General features: G+C 71.5%; 13 protein-coding genes. 10 read left to right on the top strand and 3 right to left on the bottom strand.

Annotated elements, in window-relative coordinates; genetic code table 11:
- Positions 1-119: 119 nt before the first annotated feature.
- On the bottom strand, positions 120-710 hold the full coding sequence (locus tag ACZ6SA_RS37255; protein WP_347648813.1) for a dTDP-4-dehydrorhamnose 3,5-epimerase family protein: 591 nt from the start codon (positions 708-710) through the stop codon (positions 120-122).
- Between the two features lie 273 nt (positions 711-983).
- Here ACZ6SA_RS37255 and ACZ6SA_RS37250 point away from each other — a divergent pair, with 273 nt between their 5' ends.
- Both ACZ6SA_RS37250 and ACZ6SA_RS37245 read left to right on the top strand, forming a co-directional pair.
- Positions 984-1,937, top strand: a complete 954-nt coding sequence (locus ACZ6SA_RS37250) for an ATP-binding cassette domain-containing protein (protein ID WP_347648812.1) — start codon at positions 984-986, stop codon at positions 1,935-1,937.
- Complete coding sequence (locus ACZ6SA_RS37245; protein WP_347648811.1) at positions 1,924-2,757, top strand: ABC transporter permease; 834 nt, start codon at positions 1,924-1,926, stop codon at positions 2,755-2,757. Before ACZ6SA_RS37250 ends, ACZ6SA_RS37245 begins: the two co-directional genes overlap by 14 nt.
- 63 nt (positions 2,758-2,820) lie before the next feature.
- Here the strand turns inward: ACZ6SA_RS37245 and ACZ6SA_RS37240 are convergent, their stop codons facing one another.
- Both ACZ6SA_RS37240 and ACZ6SA_RS37235 read right to left on the bottom strand, forming a co-directional pair.
- Positions 2,821-2,967: a hypothetical protein gene (locus ACZ6SA_RS37240; protein WP_347648810.1), complete on the bottom strand. Its 147-nt coding sequence runs from the start codon at positions 2,965-2,967 to the stop codon at positions 2,821-2,823.
- 59 nt (positions 2,968-3,026) lie between these two features.
- Positions 3,027-4,982 (bottom strand): glycoside hydrolase family 35 protein, encoded by a 1,956-nt coding sequence (locus tag ACZ6SA_RS37235; protein ID WP_465833555.1) that lies wholly within the window; start codon positions 4,980-4,982, stop codon positions 3,027-3,029.
- Positions 4,983-5,146: 164 nt separating this feature from the next.
- Here ACZ6SA_RS37235 and ACZ6SA_RS37230 point away from each other — a divergent pair, with 164 nt between their 5' ends.
- The 8 genes from ACZ6SA_RS37230 (at position 5,147) to ACZ6SA_RS37195 (ending at position 14,725) form a co-directional block, all read left to right on the top strand.
- The gene (locus ACZ6SA_RS37230) at positions 5,147-6,163 is read left to right on the top strand and encodes a LacI family DNA-binding transcriptional regulator (RefSeq protein WP_347648808.1); all 1,017 of its coding nucleotides are present in this window, start codon (positions 5,147-5,149) and stop codon (positions 6,161-6,163) included.
- Between the two features lie 135 nt (positions 6,164-6,298).
- Entirely contained in the window at positions 6,299-7,621 is a 1,323-nt protein-coding gene (locus ACZ6SA_RS37225) for a carbohydrate ABC transporter substrate-binding protein (protein ID WP_347648807.1), read from the top strand.
- Position 7,622: 1 nt separating this feature from the next.
- Complete coding sequence (locus ACZ6SA_RS37220; RefSeq protein WP_465833527.1) at positions 7,623-8,663, top strand: carbohydrate ABC transporter permease; 1,041 nt, start codon at positions 7,623-7,625, stop codon at positions 8,661-8,663.
- 12 nt (positions 8,664-8,675) lie between these two features.
- Entirely contained in the window at positions 8,676-9,557 is an 882-nt protein-coding gene (locus tag ACZ6SA_RS37215; RefSeq protein WP_443155749.1) for a carbohydrate ABC transporter permease, read from the top strand.
- Between the two features lie 27 nt (positions 9,558-9,584).
- Positions 9,585-9,764 (top strand): DUF6903 family protein, encoded by a 180-nt coding sequence (locus ACZ6SA_RS37210; protein ID WP_465833525.1) that lies wholly within the window; start codon positions 9,585-9,587, stop codon positions 9,762-9,764.
- A gap of 8 nt (positions 9,765-9,772) precedes the next feature.
- Positions 9,773-11,248: an alpha-L-fucosidase gene (locus ACZ6SA_RS37205; RefSeq protein ID WP_465833523.1), complete on the top strand. Its 1,476-nt coding sequence runs from the start codon at positions 9,773-9,775 to the stop codon at positions 11,246-11,248.
- A complete protein-coding gene (locus tag ACZ6SA_RS37200; protein ID WP_347648802.1) occupies positions 11,245-12,390 on the top strand; it encodes a hypothetical protein in 1,146 nt (381 codons plus the stop codon). Before ACZ6SA_RS37205 ends, ACZ6SA_RS37200 begins: the two co-directional genes overlap by 4 nt.
- Positions 12,380-14,725: a discoidin domain-containing protein gene (locus ACZ6SA_RS37195; protein WP_465833521.1), complete on the top strand. Its 2,346-nt coding sequence runs from the start codon at positions 12,380-12,382 to the stop codon at positions 14,723-14,725. The genes ACZ6SA_RS37200 and ACZ6SA_RS37195 overlap by 11 nt, the downstream gene beginning before the upstream one ends.
- Positions 14,726-14,744 lie beyond the last annotated feature (19 nt).

The raw sequence follows: 14,744 nt of genomic DNA, 5'->3' as shown, positions 1-14,744 counted from the left end.
CCCCGCGGGGCTTCGCGGGCGCGGGAAGAGGGCTGCTTTTGTGCACCCTCCCGCACAGACGGGTGAAAGGGTGTGTCTACCCCCGGCCCCCCCCCCCCCCCCCCCCCCCGCGCGTACGGTCACACGCCGGCCGGCGCGCTGCCCGCGCATGCCTGGAGCAGCCCGGCGGCCTCGGCCTCGCGCAACGTCGGCGCCTTGGCGTCCTGGTCCGACAGGATCCGCGGCGAGGCCGCCCACGGCAGCGCGAGGTCCGGGTCCAGCGGGTTGACGCGGATCTCCAGCGCCGGGTTGTAGGCGGTGGAGCACAGGTAGACCACGGTGGCCTGCTCGCTGATGGGCGCGAACGCGTGCCCCAGCCCTTCGGCGAGGTGGACGGCGTGCCGGGAGTACTCGTCCAGCGGCACCGCCACGTGCTCCCCGAACGTGGGGGACCCGGGGCGGATGTCCACGATGACGTCCAGGATGGCCCCGCTCACGCAGGTGACGTACCTGGCCTGGCCGGGCGGTGTCGCGCAGGAGTGCACGCCCCTGATCGTCCCGCGCCGGGAGACGGAGCAGTTGACCTGGGCCACCGGCATCCGGCCGCCGGTCGGTCCCTCGATGGCGCGCTGCTGGAACAGCTCGGCGAAGTGCCCGCGCTCGTCGGGGAAGATCTCCGGCTCGACGAGGAAGGCCCCTTCGATCCGCAACGGTTTGACTGACGTGCTCACGGCGTCACCATCCAGACTCGATCGTGTTCACGAGGTGCTCCTGACCGGCCCCCGGGGCCCGGTTCCACGGTCCGGTCCCGAGGTCCCGGGGGCCGGTTCCGGGGTCCAGTTCCGGCAGCCCACCGTGACAGCGCCGCTTGGAGATCGCCTGGACGCCCGGTCGAGCCGCGCGCCGGTCCGCGAGCGGGCGCGCACCACCCGGGCTCGAGCGGCCCGCGCCATGCTGGCGCGCATGAACGCTCTCAGATGCCCGGCCCCCGCGCGGAGCGCGCCATGAACGGCGGCATCCAGGCGGAAGGGCTGGTGAAGCAGTACGGCTCGGTCCGCGCCCTCGACGGTCTCGATCTGCACGCCCCGGAAGGACAGGTGCTCGGCCTGCTCGGCCCCAACGGGGCGGGCAAGTCCACGCTGGTGCGCATCCTGGCGACGCTGCTGCGCCCCGACGGCGGGCACGCCCGCGTGTGCGGCTTCGACGTCGTGCGCGAGGCGCAGGCCGTCCGCAGGGTCGTCGGCCTGGCGGGACAGTACGCGGCCGTCGACGAGTACCTGACGGCCCGCGAGAACCTCGACATCTTCGGCCTGCTGGCCCGCATGAGCCCGGCTGCGGCTCGGGCCAGGGGCGAGGAGCTGATCGAACGCTTCGACCTCACCCGCGCCGCCGACCGCCCGGTGCGCACCTATTCTGGCGGCATGCGCCGCCGCCTCGACCTGGGGGTGGCGCTGATGGCCCACCCCCGCGTGCTGTTCCTCGACGAGCCCACGACCGGCCTCGATCCCCGCGGCAGGGCGGAGGTGTGGCGGGCGCTCGGCGACCTCGTCAAGGAGGGCACGACCGCGCTGGTCACCACCCAGTACCTGGAGGAGGCCGACCAGTTCGCCGACCTGATCGTGGTCATCGACCACGGGCGGGAGATCGCGACGGGCAAGCCGTCCGAGCTCAAGGACCAGGTCGGCGGCGATCACCTCGACGTGGCGGTGCGCTACGCCGGCGATCTGGCCCCGGCGCTGGCCGCGCTGGCCTCGGCCGGCCTCCCCGAGCCGCAGGCCGACGAGGACACCCTGAGCGTGACGGCGGTGCTGCCCGGCGGCGCCGGCCGGATGGCGGACGTGGTCAGGGAACTGGACGCCTGCGGAGTCGAGGTCGCCGACCTCACCGTCCGCCGGCCCACGCTGGACGACGTCTTCTTCGCCCTGACCAGGAAGGCGGACGAGCATGGCCGTGACTGACCGGGGCGCCGCGCCCTCGGACCTCGCCCTCGCGCTGCGCGACTGCGCCGTGATGACCAGACGGGGGCTGCTGCGCATGGGCCGCGTCCCCGACGAGCTGGCCTACCAGCTGGCCCAGCCGATCATCTTCGTGCTGCTGTTCAGCTACGTCTTCGGCGGCGCGATCCCGCTGCCCGGCGGCGGGCCGTTCACCGAGTACGTCGTCGTGGCGGTCTTCGCCCACACCCTGGCGTTCATGGGCGTCGGCACCGGCACGAGCCTGGCCGTGGACATGAGCAGAGGGGTCATCGACCGGTTCCGCGCCCTGCCGATGGCCCACGTGGCGGTGCTCGTCGGACGCGCCAACGCCGAGCTGGTGCGGGCCGTTCTCGTGACCGGCGTGCTCGCGGTGGTGGGCCTGCTGGTGGGCTGGCGGGCGCACGCGGGCCCGCTGTCCACGGCGGCCGGGCTGGGGGTGCTGCTGCTGTTCGCGTACGCGATGACGTGGGTGGGCATCGCCATCGGCCTGTCGGTGCGCAGCCCCGAGGTGGCCGGGACCGCCGGGCTGCTCTGGGTGTTGCCGCTCGGCTTCGTCTCGAACGGGTTCGTCCCGATCTCCTCGATGCCGGACTGGCTCCAGACCGTGGCGGCGTGGAACCCCGTGAGCGCCGTCGTCACCGCGGCGAGGAGCCTGTTCGGCAACCCGCTCGGGATGGCCGCCCAGGACCGGCTGCCGCTGGAGCACCCCATCGCCGCCGCCGTGATCTGGTCGCTGGCGGTGGTCGCGGTCTTCGTCCCGCTGTCCCTGCTCGCCTTCCGCCGCTCGGCCCGCCGCGGATGACCCCGCCGCCCGTCCCCGGCGCGGGGGTACGCCGTGCCGCCCTGCCCCGAGCCGGTCCCAGGATCAGTGCCGCCGGGTCCTGAAGCGGCTGAGGAAGCGCCGTACCTGCTGCTGCGTGTGCGGGTCACGGGCCATCCGCTTGGCCTTCTCGACGTTCTGCCTGCCTTTGGGGCTGCGCATGTACGCGCGTACCCGATCCATGAGTGCCATGCGCGTGCCCCTACCCCGGCTTTGCACGATCACGCACCCCGCGTGGCAGGAGAGGCCGATCAGCCGAACTCCTCGACGTACTCCTCCACCGGCCCCAGCTCGGGACGGTCCCTCAGTTCCAGGACGGCGCCGAGCCGCTCCAGTTCCATGACCGTCACGGTGTTCTCGCCCGCGCGGAGCAGCGGCGCCGGGCAGTACAACGTGACCTGCGGCCCGATCTCCCAGTAGCGGCCGAGCAGGAAGCCGTTGACCCAGACGAGGCCGCGGCCCGATCCCGGCAGCGCCAGGAAGGTGTCGGCGGGCGTGGCGATCCGCACGGTCGCGACCGCGAACCCGGTGCGCGTGGTCGCGGGGCCGGCGGCGAGCGCGCGGGCCGTCTCCCCCTCTGACCACTCCTGCAGGGCGATCGGCCTGCTGTCCCAGCCCTGGACCATCCGCCGGTCGACGAGCACCGGGCCGATCAGGCCCTTGTGCCGGCCGAGGCCCGGCCCGTAGTTGACCCGGCCGAGGCTCTCGACCAGGACCTCCAGGCGTACGACGGCGCCCGTTCCGCGTACCGGGAGCTCCTGGCGGTCGGGGCCCGCCTCTCCGAGGAACGTGCCGTCGCAGAAGACCAGGGCCCGGTCGCGCACGTCGGTGAGGACGAGCCGGTGCTCGCCCGCGGGGATGCGCGGGTGCGCGGTGTGCAGGACCATCCCCGCGTCGAGCCCGAGCCGCTCGAACGAGGCCGGGCGGGGGCCGGTCGAGGTGGGCGCGGGCACGGCGCCGAGCCCGGCGAGCAGGTCGGCACGGTGCGCGAGGGGGACGTGGGCCGGCGGCAGCGTGGGCATACGTTCTGGCGTCCGCAGCGGGCCGCGCGCGCCGAGCGCCTCCCGCAGGGCGAAGAACTTGGGCGTGAGCGTGCCGTCCTCGGCGACGGGCGCGTCGGAGTCGTAGCTGGTCACGGTGGGCTGCAACCGGCCGCTCGCCTCGTTGGCGCCCGCCCAGAGCCCGAAGTTGGTGCCGCCGTGGGCCATGTAGACGCTCACGCTGCCGCCGTCGGAGACGATCTCCTCGAGGACGCGCGCGGCACTGTCCGCGCCGCGGACGTGGTGCCGCTCCCCCCAGTGGTCGAACCAGCCGTTCCAGAACTCGGCGACGACGAACGGCTCGTCCGGCCGCCGCGCCGCGAGAAGGCGCCGGGCGGCGTCGGGCTTGGAGCCCAGGGTGACGGCGGCCAGGGTGCCGGGCAGGGTGCCGCCGTCCTGCATCAGGTCGGTGGGACCGTCGGCGGTGAACAGCAGTTCCCTGATGCCGCGGGTGATCAGCGCCTCGCGGTTCCAGCGCAGGTAGGCCTGGTCGTCGCCGTAGCTGCCGAACTCGTTCTCCACCTGCACCGCCACGACCGGCCCGCCCTCGCCGGCCTGGAGCGCGGCGATGCGCGGGATCAGCTCGTCGAACCAGCGGCCGACCGCGGAGGTGAACGCGGGGTCGGAGCTGCGGAGCGCGACGTCGCGGGCGGTGAGCCAGCTCGGCAGGCCGCCGTTCGACCACTCGGCGCAGATGTACGGCCCGGGCCGGACGACGACGTCGAGGCCCTCCTCCCCCACCGTGCGGATGAACCGCTCGACGTCCCGCCAGCCGTCGAAGCACGGCTCGGCGTCCTCGCGGGGCTGGTGGAAGTTCCACGCGACGTAGGTGTCGACCGTGTTGAGCCCGAGGTCGGCGAGGCGGCGGATCCGGTCACGCCAGAGGCCGGGGTGCACGCGGAAGTAGTGCAAACCTCCCGACACCATGCGGTGGGGGACGCCGTACCGGTGCAGGCGGCGCCCGCGCCAGGTGAGCGCGCCAGTGAGCGGGCCGGTGAGAGGACCGGTGAGAGGACCAGTGAGAGGACCAGTGAGAGGACCAGTGAGAGGACCAGTGAGAGGACCAGTGAGAGGACCAGTGAGAGGACCAGTGAGAGGACCGGTGGGAGGACCGGTGGGAGGGCCGGCGGGAGCGCCGGTGGGAGGGTCGGCCGGCGCGTCGGCCATCTCGTCGGCCATCGCGTCGGCCGTGGTCGTCGTCTGGTCCGGGGAGGCGTCAGGCGGGGAAGGCTCGATCACGGGGCGAGAGCCTATGTTATCGATGCCATATGTAACAAGCGCGGTAGGATCCACCTGACGACCCCGCGGGCGGGCCGCGAGAGAGGAGCGCCATGACCGGAGCCATCGAGCGGCCCGCGAGGCAGCCGAGCATGACCGACGTGGCCAGGACGGCCGGGGTGTCGGCGCAGACCGTCTCCCGCACGCTGCGCGACTCGCCCAACGTCAACCCGGAGACCAGGAAGCGCGTGCTCGCCGCGGTCGAGCAGCTGGGCTACCGCTTCAACAACGCGGCCAGGGTGCTCTCCTCCGGGCGCAGCCGCACCATCGGGCTCGTGCTGTTGCAGTCGGGCGGCTACTACTCGCGCTCGGCGGTGACCGCGGGCGTCGAGGCGGCCGCGGGCGAGGAGGGCTACGCGGTGAGCATCGCGACCATCGCCAGGCTCGACACCGGCCTGATGGAGCGGTCCCTGTCCAAGCTCGCCGACCAGGGCGTGGAGGGCATCGTCATCGCCGTGCCGCTGATCTCCGTGACGCAGAAGATGGAGGACATCACGCGCGACATCCCCACCGTCACCCTCGACGGCTCCCGCACCGCGAGCGCCCGGGTGCTCGGGATCGACCAGAAGGAGGCGGGCCGCATCGCCACGCGGCACCTGCTCGACCTCGGACACCGCCAGGTGTGGCACGTCTCGGGGCCCGACGAGTGGATCGAGGCCCGCCAGCGGCGGCAGGGCTGGCAGGAGTGCCTGGCCGCGGCGGGGATCCAGGCGCCGCCCCCGCTGGAGGGCGACTGGTCGCCCGACTCGGGCTACCGGCAGGGGCAGGTCCTCGCGATGATCCCCGACGTGACCGCCGTCTTCGCCGCCAGCGACGAGATGGCCTTCGGGGTGATCCGCGCCCTGCGCGAGGGCGGCAGATCGGTGCCGGAGGACGTGTCCATCGTCAGCGTCGACGACATCGAGCTGGCGGCCTACTGCACCCCGCCGCTGACCACCGTCCGCCAGGACTTCTACCGCTCGGGCGCGGCGGCCGTCGCCCTGCTGCTGCGGCAGGCCGACGCCGGGGAGACGCTCGTCACCGCGTCGCTCTCGGTGCGCGCGTCCACGGCGCCACCCCGTTCTCCCTGAGCCCCATGCCGGCCATTCCAGGAAGTACCCTCTTGCGCCGCCATGTTATCGATGCCACTGTAACAACGTCCGGATCCCGGACTCGTTCCTCCGCCCCGTCAGGTGGGCAGCCCTTCACGGAAGGATCCCAGAACCATGAGGAGATCACTCGTCCTCGCCGGCGCCGCGATCACGGCGCTCGGACTGCTCACCGGCTGCGCGGCCGAGGGGGACGGCCAGGACTCCGGCAAGACGACCCTCAACGTCGCCGCCCTCGAAGGCGGCTACGGGCGCGACATGTACACCAAGGTCATCCAGGCGTACGAAACCGCGCACCCCGACGTCGACGTGCAGCTGCAGATCTCGAAGAGCATCGAGGACGAGATCACCCCCAACATGAAGGCGGGCCGGTTCCCCGACGTCGTGGTGCTCGGCCAGGGCCGCAAGGCCGCGCTCACCGAGACCCTCATCAAGGACAAGGCGCTGGAGGACCTCACGCCCGTGCTGCAGGCGAAGGTCCCCGGCGAGGACAAGACCGTCGGCGACAAGCTCATCGAGGGCATCGTCGGCAACCTCAACACCAACCCCTACGGCGACGGCAAGACGTACACGATGCCGATGTACTACGCGCCGACCGGCCTGTTCTACAACAAGGGCCTGTTCGACAAGAAGGGCTGGAAGGTCCCGGCCACCTGGGACGAGATGTTCGAGCTCGGCGAGAAGGCCAAGAAGGACGGCATCGCGCTGTTCACCTACCCGACCGCCGGCTACCTCGACTCCTACTTCTTCTCGCTGCTCGCCGACGTCGGAGGGGAGCAGTTCTACACCGACGTCATGACGTACAAGCAGGGCGTGTGGCAGACGCCGCAGGCCCGGAAGGCGCTCGACCTCACCGCCCGGCTGCTGAAGTACGCCGCGCCGACCACGGTCGGCTACGCCAACGAGCAGGACTTCACCAAGAACCAGCAGTCGGTGCTCGACGACAAGGCGCTGTTCATGCCGAACGGGACGTGGATCGTCGGCGAGATGGCCGACGCCCCGCGCGCCGACGGCTTCGCGTGGGGCCTGACCCCGCTGCCCGCCGTCACCGAGGGCGGCAAGCGCTACATCACGACGTCGGTCGAGTCGGTCTGGGTCCCTGCCGCCGCCAGGAACAAGGACGCGGCCAAGGACTTCGTCGCCTACCTCTACTCCGACGCGGCGGCGAAGATCTTCGCCGCGTCCAACGCGATCCAGCCGATCGAGGGCATCGCGGGCAGCCTGTCGGAGGAGAACGCCGAGTTCTACAAGGTCTACGACGACCCGTCGGTCTCCGCGCTCGTCGGCGGGTTCGCCAGCACCGCGCCCGTCAAGGGCGTCGACATCAAGGCCACCCTCTTCGACACCGCCAACAGCATCATCAGCGGCGACAAGACCCTGGACCAGTGGCAGGCCGCGCTCGACGAGGCCAGCGAGAAGCTGCGCCAGGCGGGCAGCTGACGTGCCGGGCAACCCACCGGACAGCTCACTGGGCACCTCACCCGGTACCTCACCGGGCACCTCACTGGGCACCTCACTGGGCACCCTGCCGCGCCCCGCGGCGCGCCGCGCGGCAGGACCCGCGCCCCGCCGGCGCGGCGCGGCCGGGTCCGCCCCGCGCCGGCGCGGCAACGGGCTCTTCGTGCTGGCCTGCCTCGCGCCCGCGCTCGTGCTCTTCGCGCTGTTCATGATCGTCCCGACCGTGAACGTGTTCCGGATGTCGTTCTACACCTGGAGCGGCTTCTCCCCCGACATGCGCTTCGTCGGGCTCGACAACTTCACCGCGCTCCTCGACGACGCGCAGTTCGTCCGCGCGTTCCAGAACACCGTCGCGCTCCTGGTCGTCGTGACCGTGGTGACGATGGGCATGGGCCTGTTCCTGGCGGCGATCATGACCCGGCAGCGGCTGCGGGGCCGGACCCTCTACCGGTTCGTCCTCTACGTCCCGAGCGTGCTGTCCGTGGTCGTCATCGCGGCGATCTTCTCCGCCGTCTTCGACCAGGAGAACGGCCTGATCAACGGCACGCTGCGGGCGCTGTCGCTCGACGGGCTGCGCCAGGTCTGGCTCGGCGACCAGGACCTCGTGCTCTGGTCCGTGGCGATCGCGATGGTCTGGCAGTCGCTCGGCTACTACATGGTCCTCTACATGTCCGGCATGGCGAGCATCCCCGAGGACGTCTACGAGGCCTCCGCGCTCGACGGCGCGTCCCCTGGACGGCAGTTCTTCGCCATCACGCTGCCGCTCATCTGGCAGAACCTCCGCACGACGCTGACGTTCTTCGTCATGAGCGCGGTCAACCTCAGCTTCGTGCTCGTCCGCGCCATGACCGGCGGCGGACCCGACGGCTCGTCGGAGGTCCTGCTGAGCTACATGTACAAGCAGGCCTACACGAACTCGTCGTACGGCTACGGCATGGCCATCGGCGTCGTCATCTTCGCGTTCTCGTTCCTCGTGTCGCTGCTGGTGAGCCGGGCGACACGGCGCGAGCCCCTCCAGTTCTAGAGGACCCTCACCATGACCACGATCAGAAGCGCCGCACGGCCGAGGACCGGCAGGGCACTGACCTACGTCCTCGTCATCGCGATCGCCCTGGCCATCGCGGTGCCGGTGGCGTGGGTGCTGCTCGCCTCGCTCAAGCAGAAGGGCGAGTTCTACGGCAGCCCCTGGGTGCTGCCGGAGGGCCTGCACCTGCAGAACTACGTCGACGCGTTCGTCACCGCGCGCATGGGACAGTATTTCCTCACCTCGGTGCTGGTCACGGTGCTCGGGCTGGTGTTCGTCGTGGCCGTGTCGGTGCCCGCGGCCTACGTCGTCGCGAGGTACGAGTTCCGCGGCCGCGGCCTGGTCGAGGTCGCGCTGCTGGCCGGGTTGTTCGTCAACGTCAACTACATCGTCGTGCCGATCTTCCTCATGCTCGTCGGCTGGGATCGCGCGCTCGTCGACGTGTTCCCCGGCGGCTTCTTCATCGACAACCCCGCGGTCCTCTCGCTCGTCTACGCGGCCACCTCGATCCCGTTCACCATCTACCTGCTCGCCGCGTACTTCCGGTCGATCCCCGTCGACTTCGAGGAGGCCGCGGCCCTGGACGGGGCCTCCCGCTTCCAGATCATGACCCGGGTCATGCTGCCGATGGCGCGGCCCGCGCTCACCACCGTGCTGCTGTTCAACTTCCTGGCCTACTGGAACGACTACATCATCGCGCTCACCCTGCTCCCAGGTGAGGGCAAGACGCTGCAGGTCGGGCTGCTCAACCTGATGACCGCGCAGAAGGCGGCGGCCGACTACGGGCGCCTGTACGCCGGCATGGTCATCGTCATCGTCCCCGTCCTCATCTTCTACGCGCTCATCCAGCGCCGGCTCATCGAAGGCATGGCGTCCGGCGGCGTGAAGGGCTGACCGGCGCCTCCCGGAGAGAGGAAACCCATGAAGGAATCGACGCGCAGCGTGCTGCTCGTCACCGCCCGGACGCTCGTCGCGGCGCTCTGCGTGGCCGTGGTCGTCGTCGCCCGCGCGACGGTCGGGTGGGGCAGCCTCGCGATCATGCTCGTCGCGCTGTGCGGGCTGCTGGCCGTGCTCGCCTCGTACAACCGGCGGTTCCGGTGACCGGGCCGATGACCGGGCCGGTGACCGGGCCGGTGACCGGGCCGATGACCGGGCCGATGACCGGGCCGGTGCCGGACGGGCGGGCCCTGGCCCGGGTACGGCCGAGCGGGCGCCAGCTCGCCTGGCAGGCGATGGAGTTCTACGGCTTCATCCACTTCGGCATGAACACGATGACCGACCGGGAGTGGGGCGAGGGGCACGACGACCCGGCCGCCTTCGACCCCGCCGGCCTCGACGCCGACCAGTGGGTCACGGCGCTGAAGGCCGCGGGGATGACCGGCGTGATCCTCACCTGCAAGCACCACGACGGCTTCTGCCTGTGGCCGAGCGACGTCACGACGTACTCCGTCGCGTCGTCGCCGTGGCGCGGCGGCCGGGGCGACGTGGTCGCGGAGGTGGCGGACGCGGCACGGCGGCACGGGCTGCGGTTCGGGATCTACCTGTCGCCCTGGGACCGCACCGAGGCCTCGTACGGCTCCGGCGCCGCGTACGACGACTTCTACGTGGCCCAGCTCACCGAGCTGCTCACCCGGTACGGACCGGTGTTCACGGTCTGGCTGGACGGCGCGAACGGGGAGGGCCCGAACGGCCGGCGGCAGGTGTACGACTGGGAGCGGTACTACGCGGTGGTCCGCGAGCTGCAGCCCGACGCGGTCATCAACGTGTGCGGGCCCGACGTGCGGTGGTGCGGCAACGAGGCCGGGGCGACCCGTCTCGACGAGTGGAGCGTGGTCCCGCGGGCCCTCCAGGACGCCGAGCGGATCGCGGACCGCTCGCAGCAGGCCGACGACGGCGCGTTCGCCCGGCTGGTCCGCAGCGACGACCGCGATCTCGGCAGCCGCGCCGCGCTGGCGGGGCACGAGGGCGACCTGGTCTGGTATCCGGCCGAGGTGAACACCTCGATCCGCCCCGGCTGGTTCCACCATCCCGCCGAGGACGACGCGGTCCGGTCGCCGGACGAACTGTTCGGCATCTATCTGCGTGCCGTCGGCGGCAACTCCTGTTTCCTGCTCAACGTCCCGCCGGCCCGCGACGGGCGGATGCGGGACGCCGACGTGGCGGTGCTGGAGCAGCTCGGGCGGCGCATCGACGGCTTCCGCGGGCGGCGCGCCGAGGCGGGCGCGACGGTGTCGTCCGGTCCCCCCGGCGACGTCGCCTCCGCGTGGCCTGGTGGGGGCCGTACGCCGTGGCGGCCGGACGGCGACGACCCCCTGCCCGGCGTGACGCTCACCTTCGCTGAGCCCCGCCGGATCGAGGCGGTCGTCGTGGGCGAGGACATCGCGCAGGGGCAGCGCATCGAGCACGTCGTCGTCCGGGGCCTCGGGGACGGCGGCTGGCTGCCGCTCGCGGAGGCGAACGCCGTGGGCTACCAGCGCATCCTGGCGTTCCCGCCGGCCGAGGTGCACGCCGTGCGGGTCGAGATCCCGCAGTTCCGGGACACTCCCGTCGTCGCCCGGGTGGCCGCGATCGAGGGGACGCCATGAAGACGTCCGGGAAGAAGGGCGCCGCGGGAAGGGGCGCCGGCGAGAAGGGCCACGGGAAGAGCGCCGCGAGGAAGGGCGGGGCGGCGAAGAGCGCGGCGCGCAGGCCGTCGCGCAGGGCCGCCGTCCTGGTCGCCGGCGTGTGCGCCGTACTCGCCGCGCTGCTGCTCACCGGCGCGGTGATCAGCCAGCGCGGCGGCGAGGTCGCCTCCGTCGACGGGCACGCCGTGACCCGCGACGAGTTGCTCTTCCACATGCGGCGGCTGGCGCCGAGCGTGCAGAACGAGCTGCGCAACCGCTACCACCTCCAGGGCGCCGTCGACTGGAACGCGCGGGCCGGCGACCGGAGCGCGCTCCAGCGGCTGGCGGCGCGCGCGCTCGACGAGGTCGGGCGGGACAAGACGGTGCTCATCCTGGCGCAGGAGCAGGGGCTGGTCGAGTCGGTCGACCACGCCGGCTTCCTCGCCGAACTGGCCGCCGAGAACGAGCGGCGCGCCGAGGCCGTCACCAGGGGCGAGGTCGTGTACGGCCTGACGGAGTTCTCTCCCGACGAGTACTACTCGCACCGGCTCACCGAGCTCACGACCCGCCTGAAACAGCGGCTCAGCGCGTCCGCGGACGGCCCGCTGCACGTCAGCGACGCCGACGTCCGGCGGGAGTTCGACGCCGACCCGGCGGCCTGGAGCGCCAACGCGACGACGTACGCGTACGCCAGGCTCGTGGTGCCGGTGCCCGACGGCGCCTCCGCCGGGCACCTGGCCGAGCTCCAGCGGCGGGTGGACGCCGCCGACCGGCTGGCGGACCTCGCCGGCCGTGAGCCCGGCGCGCGGCTCACGAAGGCCACGCACCAGGGCGGCGGCTCGGCCGCCCACGAGCAGGACCTCATGGCGGTGCTCGGCAAGCTCGCGCCGGGCGAGATCTCCGCCCCGGTCCGGGGCGGCGGCCAGGTCACCTACTACGAGCTCACCAGCAAGTCCGTCGACGAGGACGCGGCGTTCGCCGAGTACGCGCGGCGGATCCGGCAGTCACTCATCGACAGGAAGTTCGGCTCCTACCTCCAGCGCCGCGTGGACGACCGTGGCGTCACGGCCGACACGGCGGCGGTGGAGTCCATCAACGCAGAGGATGTTCACAGTGAAACCTGACGGCACCACATCCCCCGGCGCGCCGGTCCGGCGACGACCCGTGGCGCGGGCGTTCCGCGCGGGCCTGGCCGCCCTGCTCGCCGCGCTCGTCGCGGCCTCGCTCGCCCCCGCGGCGCACGCCGCGGCGGCTCCCGGCCGCACCGCCGCGGCCGAGCGGGACCTGCCCGGCAACAAGCCCAACCGGACCGGCGGCAGCGACTACTACGTCGACGCCACGAACGGCCGCGACGACGCCGCCGGCACCTCGCGGAAGACCGCCTGGCGGAGCCTGGCAAAGGTCAACGCCACGACGTTCGACCCTGGCGACCGCATCCTGCTCAAGGCCGGCGAGCAGTGGCACGACGAGCAGCTCTGGCCGAAGGGCTCGGGCAGCGCGAACCGGCCGATCACCATCTCGGCGTACGGCGACGCGCGCGCCCGCCTGCCCTACATCGCGACCAACGGCAAGGTGCCGAACCCGTTCCGCGCGGACGGCACCAAGAACCCCGACACGGTCGGCCTGACCGGGGCCATCGTGCTGCGCAACCAGCAGTACTTCGAGATCGACCACGTCGAGCTGTCCAACGACGACGACTTCGCCACCGACATCACCACCGGGACGTACGTCCGCGACGGCATCTCGGTCTCCATCAACGCCGACCTCCTGGAGCCGGGCGCGGACAGCGTCATGGACCACTTCCGCGTCTCCGACGTGTACGTCCACGACCTCGACGGCCCGAGCACCTGGCAGAAGATCCACTACGGCGGCGTGAACTTCCAGGTCTTCGGCAGCAAGAGCTACAAGGAGTACGGCACCGGCGGCCACCACTTCAAGGACGTCCGGATCGAGAACAACACCTTCAAGAAGGTCGAGCTGCACGCCGTGCAGTTCGCGTTCAACTGGTTCGCCGCCGACGGGCAGGACGCCGGTGAGTACGACGACAGCGGGAAGTTCCACGAGGGCTGGGAACAACTCTGGGTGCGCACCCGCGACCTGTACAGCCGGGACGTCTCCATCAGCCACAACTACGCCGAGAGCATCGGCCAGGGCGCCTTCCAGTTCGCCAACAGCAAGAACCTGATCTCCGAGTACAACGAGGTCAACGGCTTCCTCCAGCGCTATGACGCGGTGTCGTGCGGGTTGTACCTGTGGGCGGGGGCCGACTCGGTCATGCAGTACAACGAGGTCTACGGCGGCCCCGACAACGAGTTCGACGGCACCCCGTGGGACCTCGAGTACACGAACTTCAACGTCACCTACCAGTTCAACTACTCGCACGACAACGCGGCGGGCTGGATGGCGTACATGGGTAACAGCTCGAATTCGGTCGCCCGCTACAACCTGAGCGTGAACGACAACGGCGTGCTCGTGAAGAACATGTTGTCGACGAACTACTCGCCGACCTATTTCGTGAACAACACGTTCGTCTACGACGGCGCGGACCTCGACACGTTCCACGACGAGACGTTCCTGAGCACCGTCTACTTCCTGAACAACATCTTCTACAACACCTCGAAGACGGATGCCACGCCGTGGTACCGCCGCACCGGGGCGCTGCGCCAGGCGGTGTTCTCCAACAACGACTACTACGAGGCGAGCGGCACGCACTCTCCCCAGGAACCGGCGGACCGGCGCGGGCTGCGCGTCGATCCGAAGTTCGCCGGCGACCCCGCCGAATACGTCACCGGGGCGGGCGTGAAGAACATCCGCAAGGCCGCCGCCCACTTCAGGCTCCGCAACGACTCTCCCCTCATCGACGCCGGCCGCTACAACCCCCGCCTGGGCACGGAGGACTTCCTCGGCACCCACATCTACTACGGCGACGCGCCCGACATCGGCATGGCCGAGAGCCGCAAGGGCAGGAAGGTCACCAACCCGGTGGACGACGATCCCATCGAGGAGGAGACCGGCGACGACCGCGTCAACCTCGCCCTCGGCAAGCCCGTCACCGCCAGCTCGACCCACCCGGGCGCGAACGGCACGCTCGTCGCGAAGAACCTGACCGACGGCGATCCGGCGACCCGCTGGGCGGCGGCCGACGACGCCTCCTACCCGGTCACGCTGGACGTCGACTTCGGCGCGGACACCACCTTCGACGAGGTGTACCTGGACGAGTACACCGACTCGGGCACCAATCCGCGGGTCAGGTCGTACGAGCTGCAACGGTGGGACGCCGGCACCGGCGCCTGGGTGACGTTCGCCCGCGGCTCCGACGGCATCGGCCACGACGCGTCCGTCACCGGTTTCGGCGACGTCACCACGTCCAGGCTGCGCGTGTCGCTCACCGACCGGCTGCCGGGCGAGGTGTACAGCCCGACGCTGACGGGGGTCGCCGCCTACCGCACCGGCGGGTGACCGCGTACGGGGTGGACGT

It is taken from the genome of Nonomuraea sp. NPDC049378 (assembly GCF_055586745.1).
The sequence above is the reverse complement of the archived record's forward strand: the minus strand, read 5'-3'. Positions and strand labels throughout refer to the sequence as shown.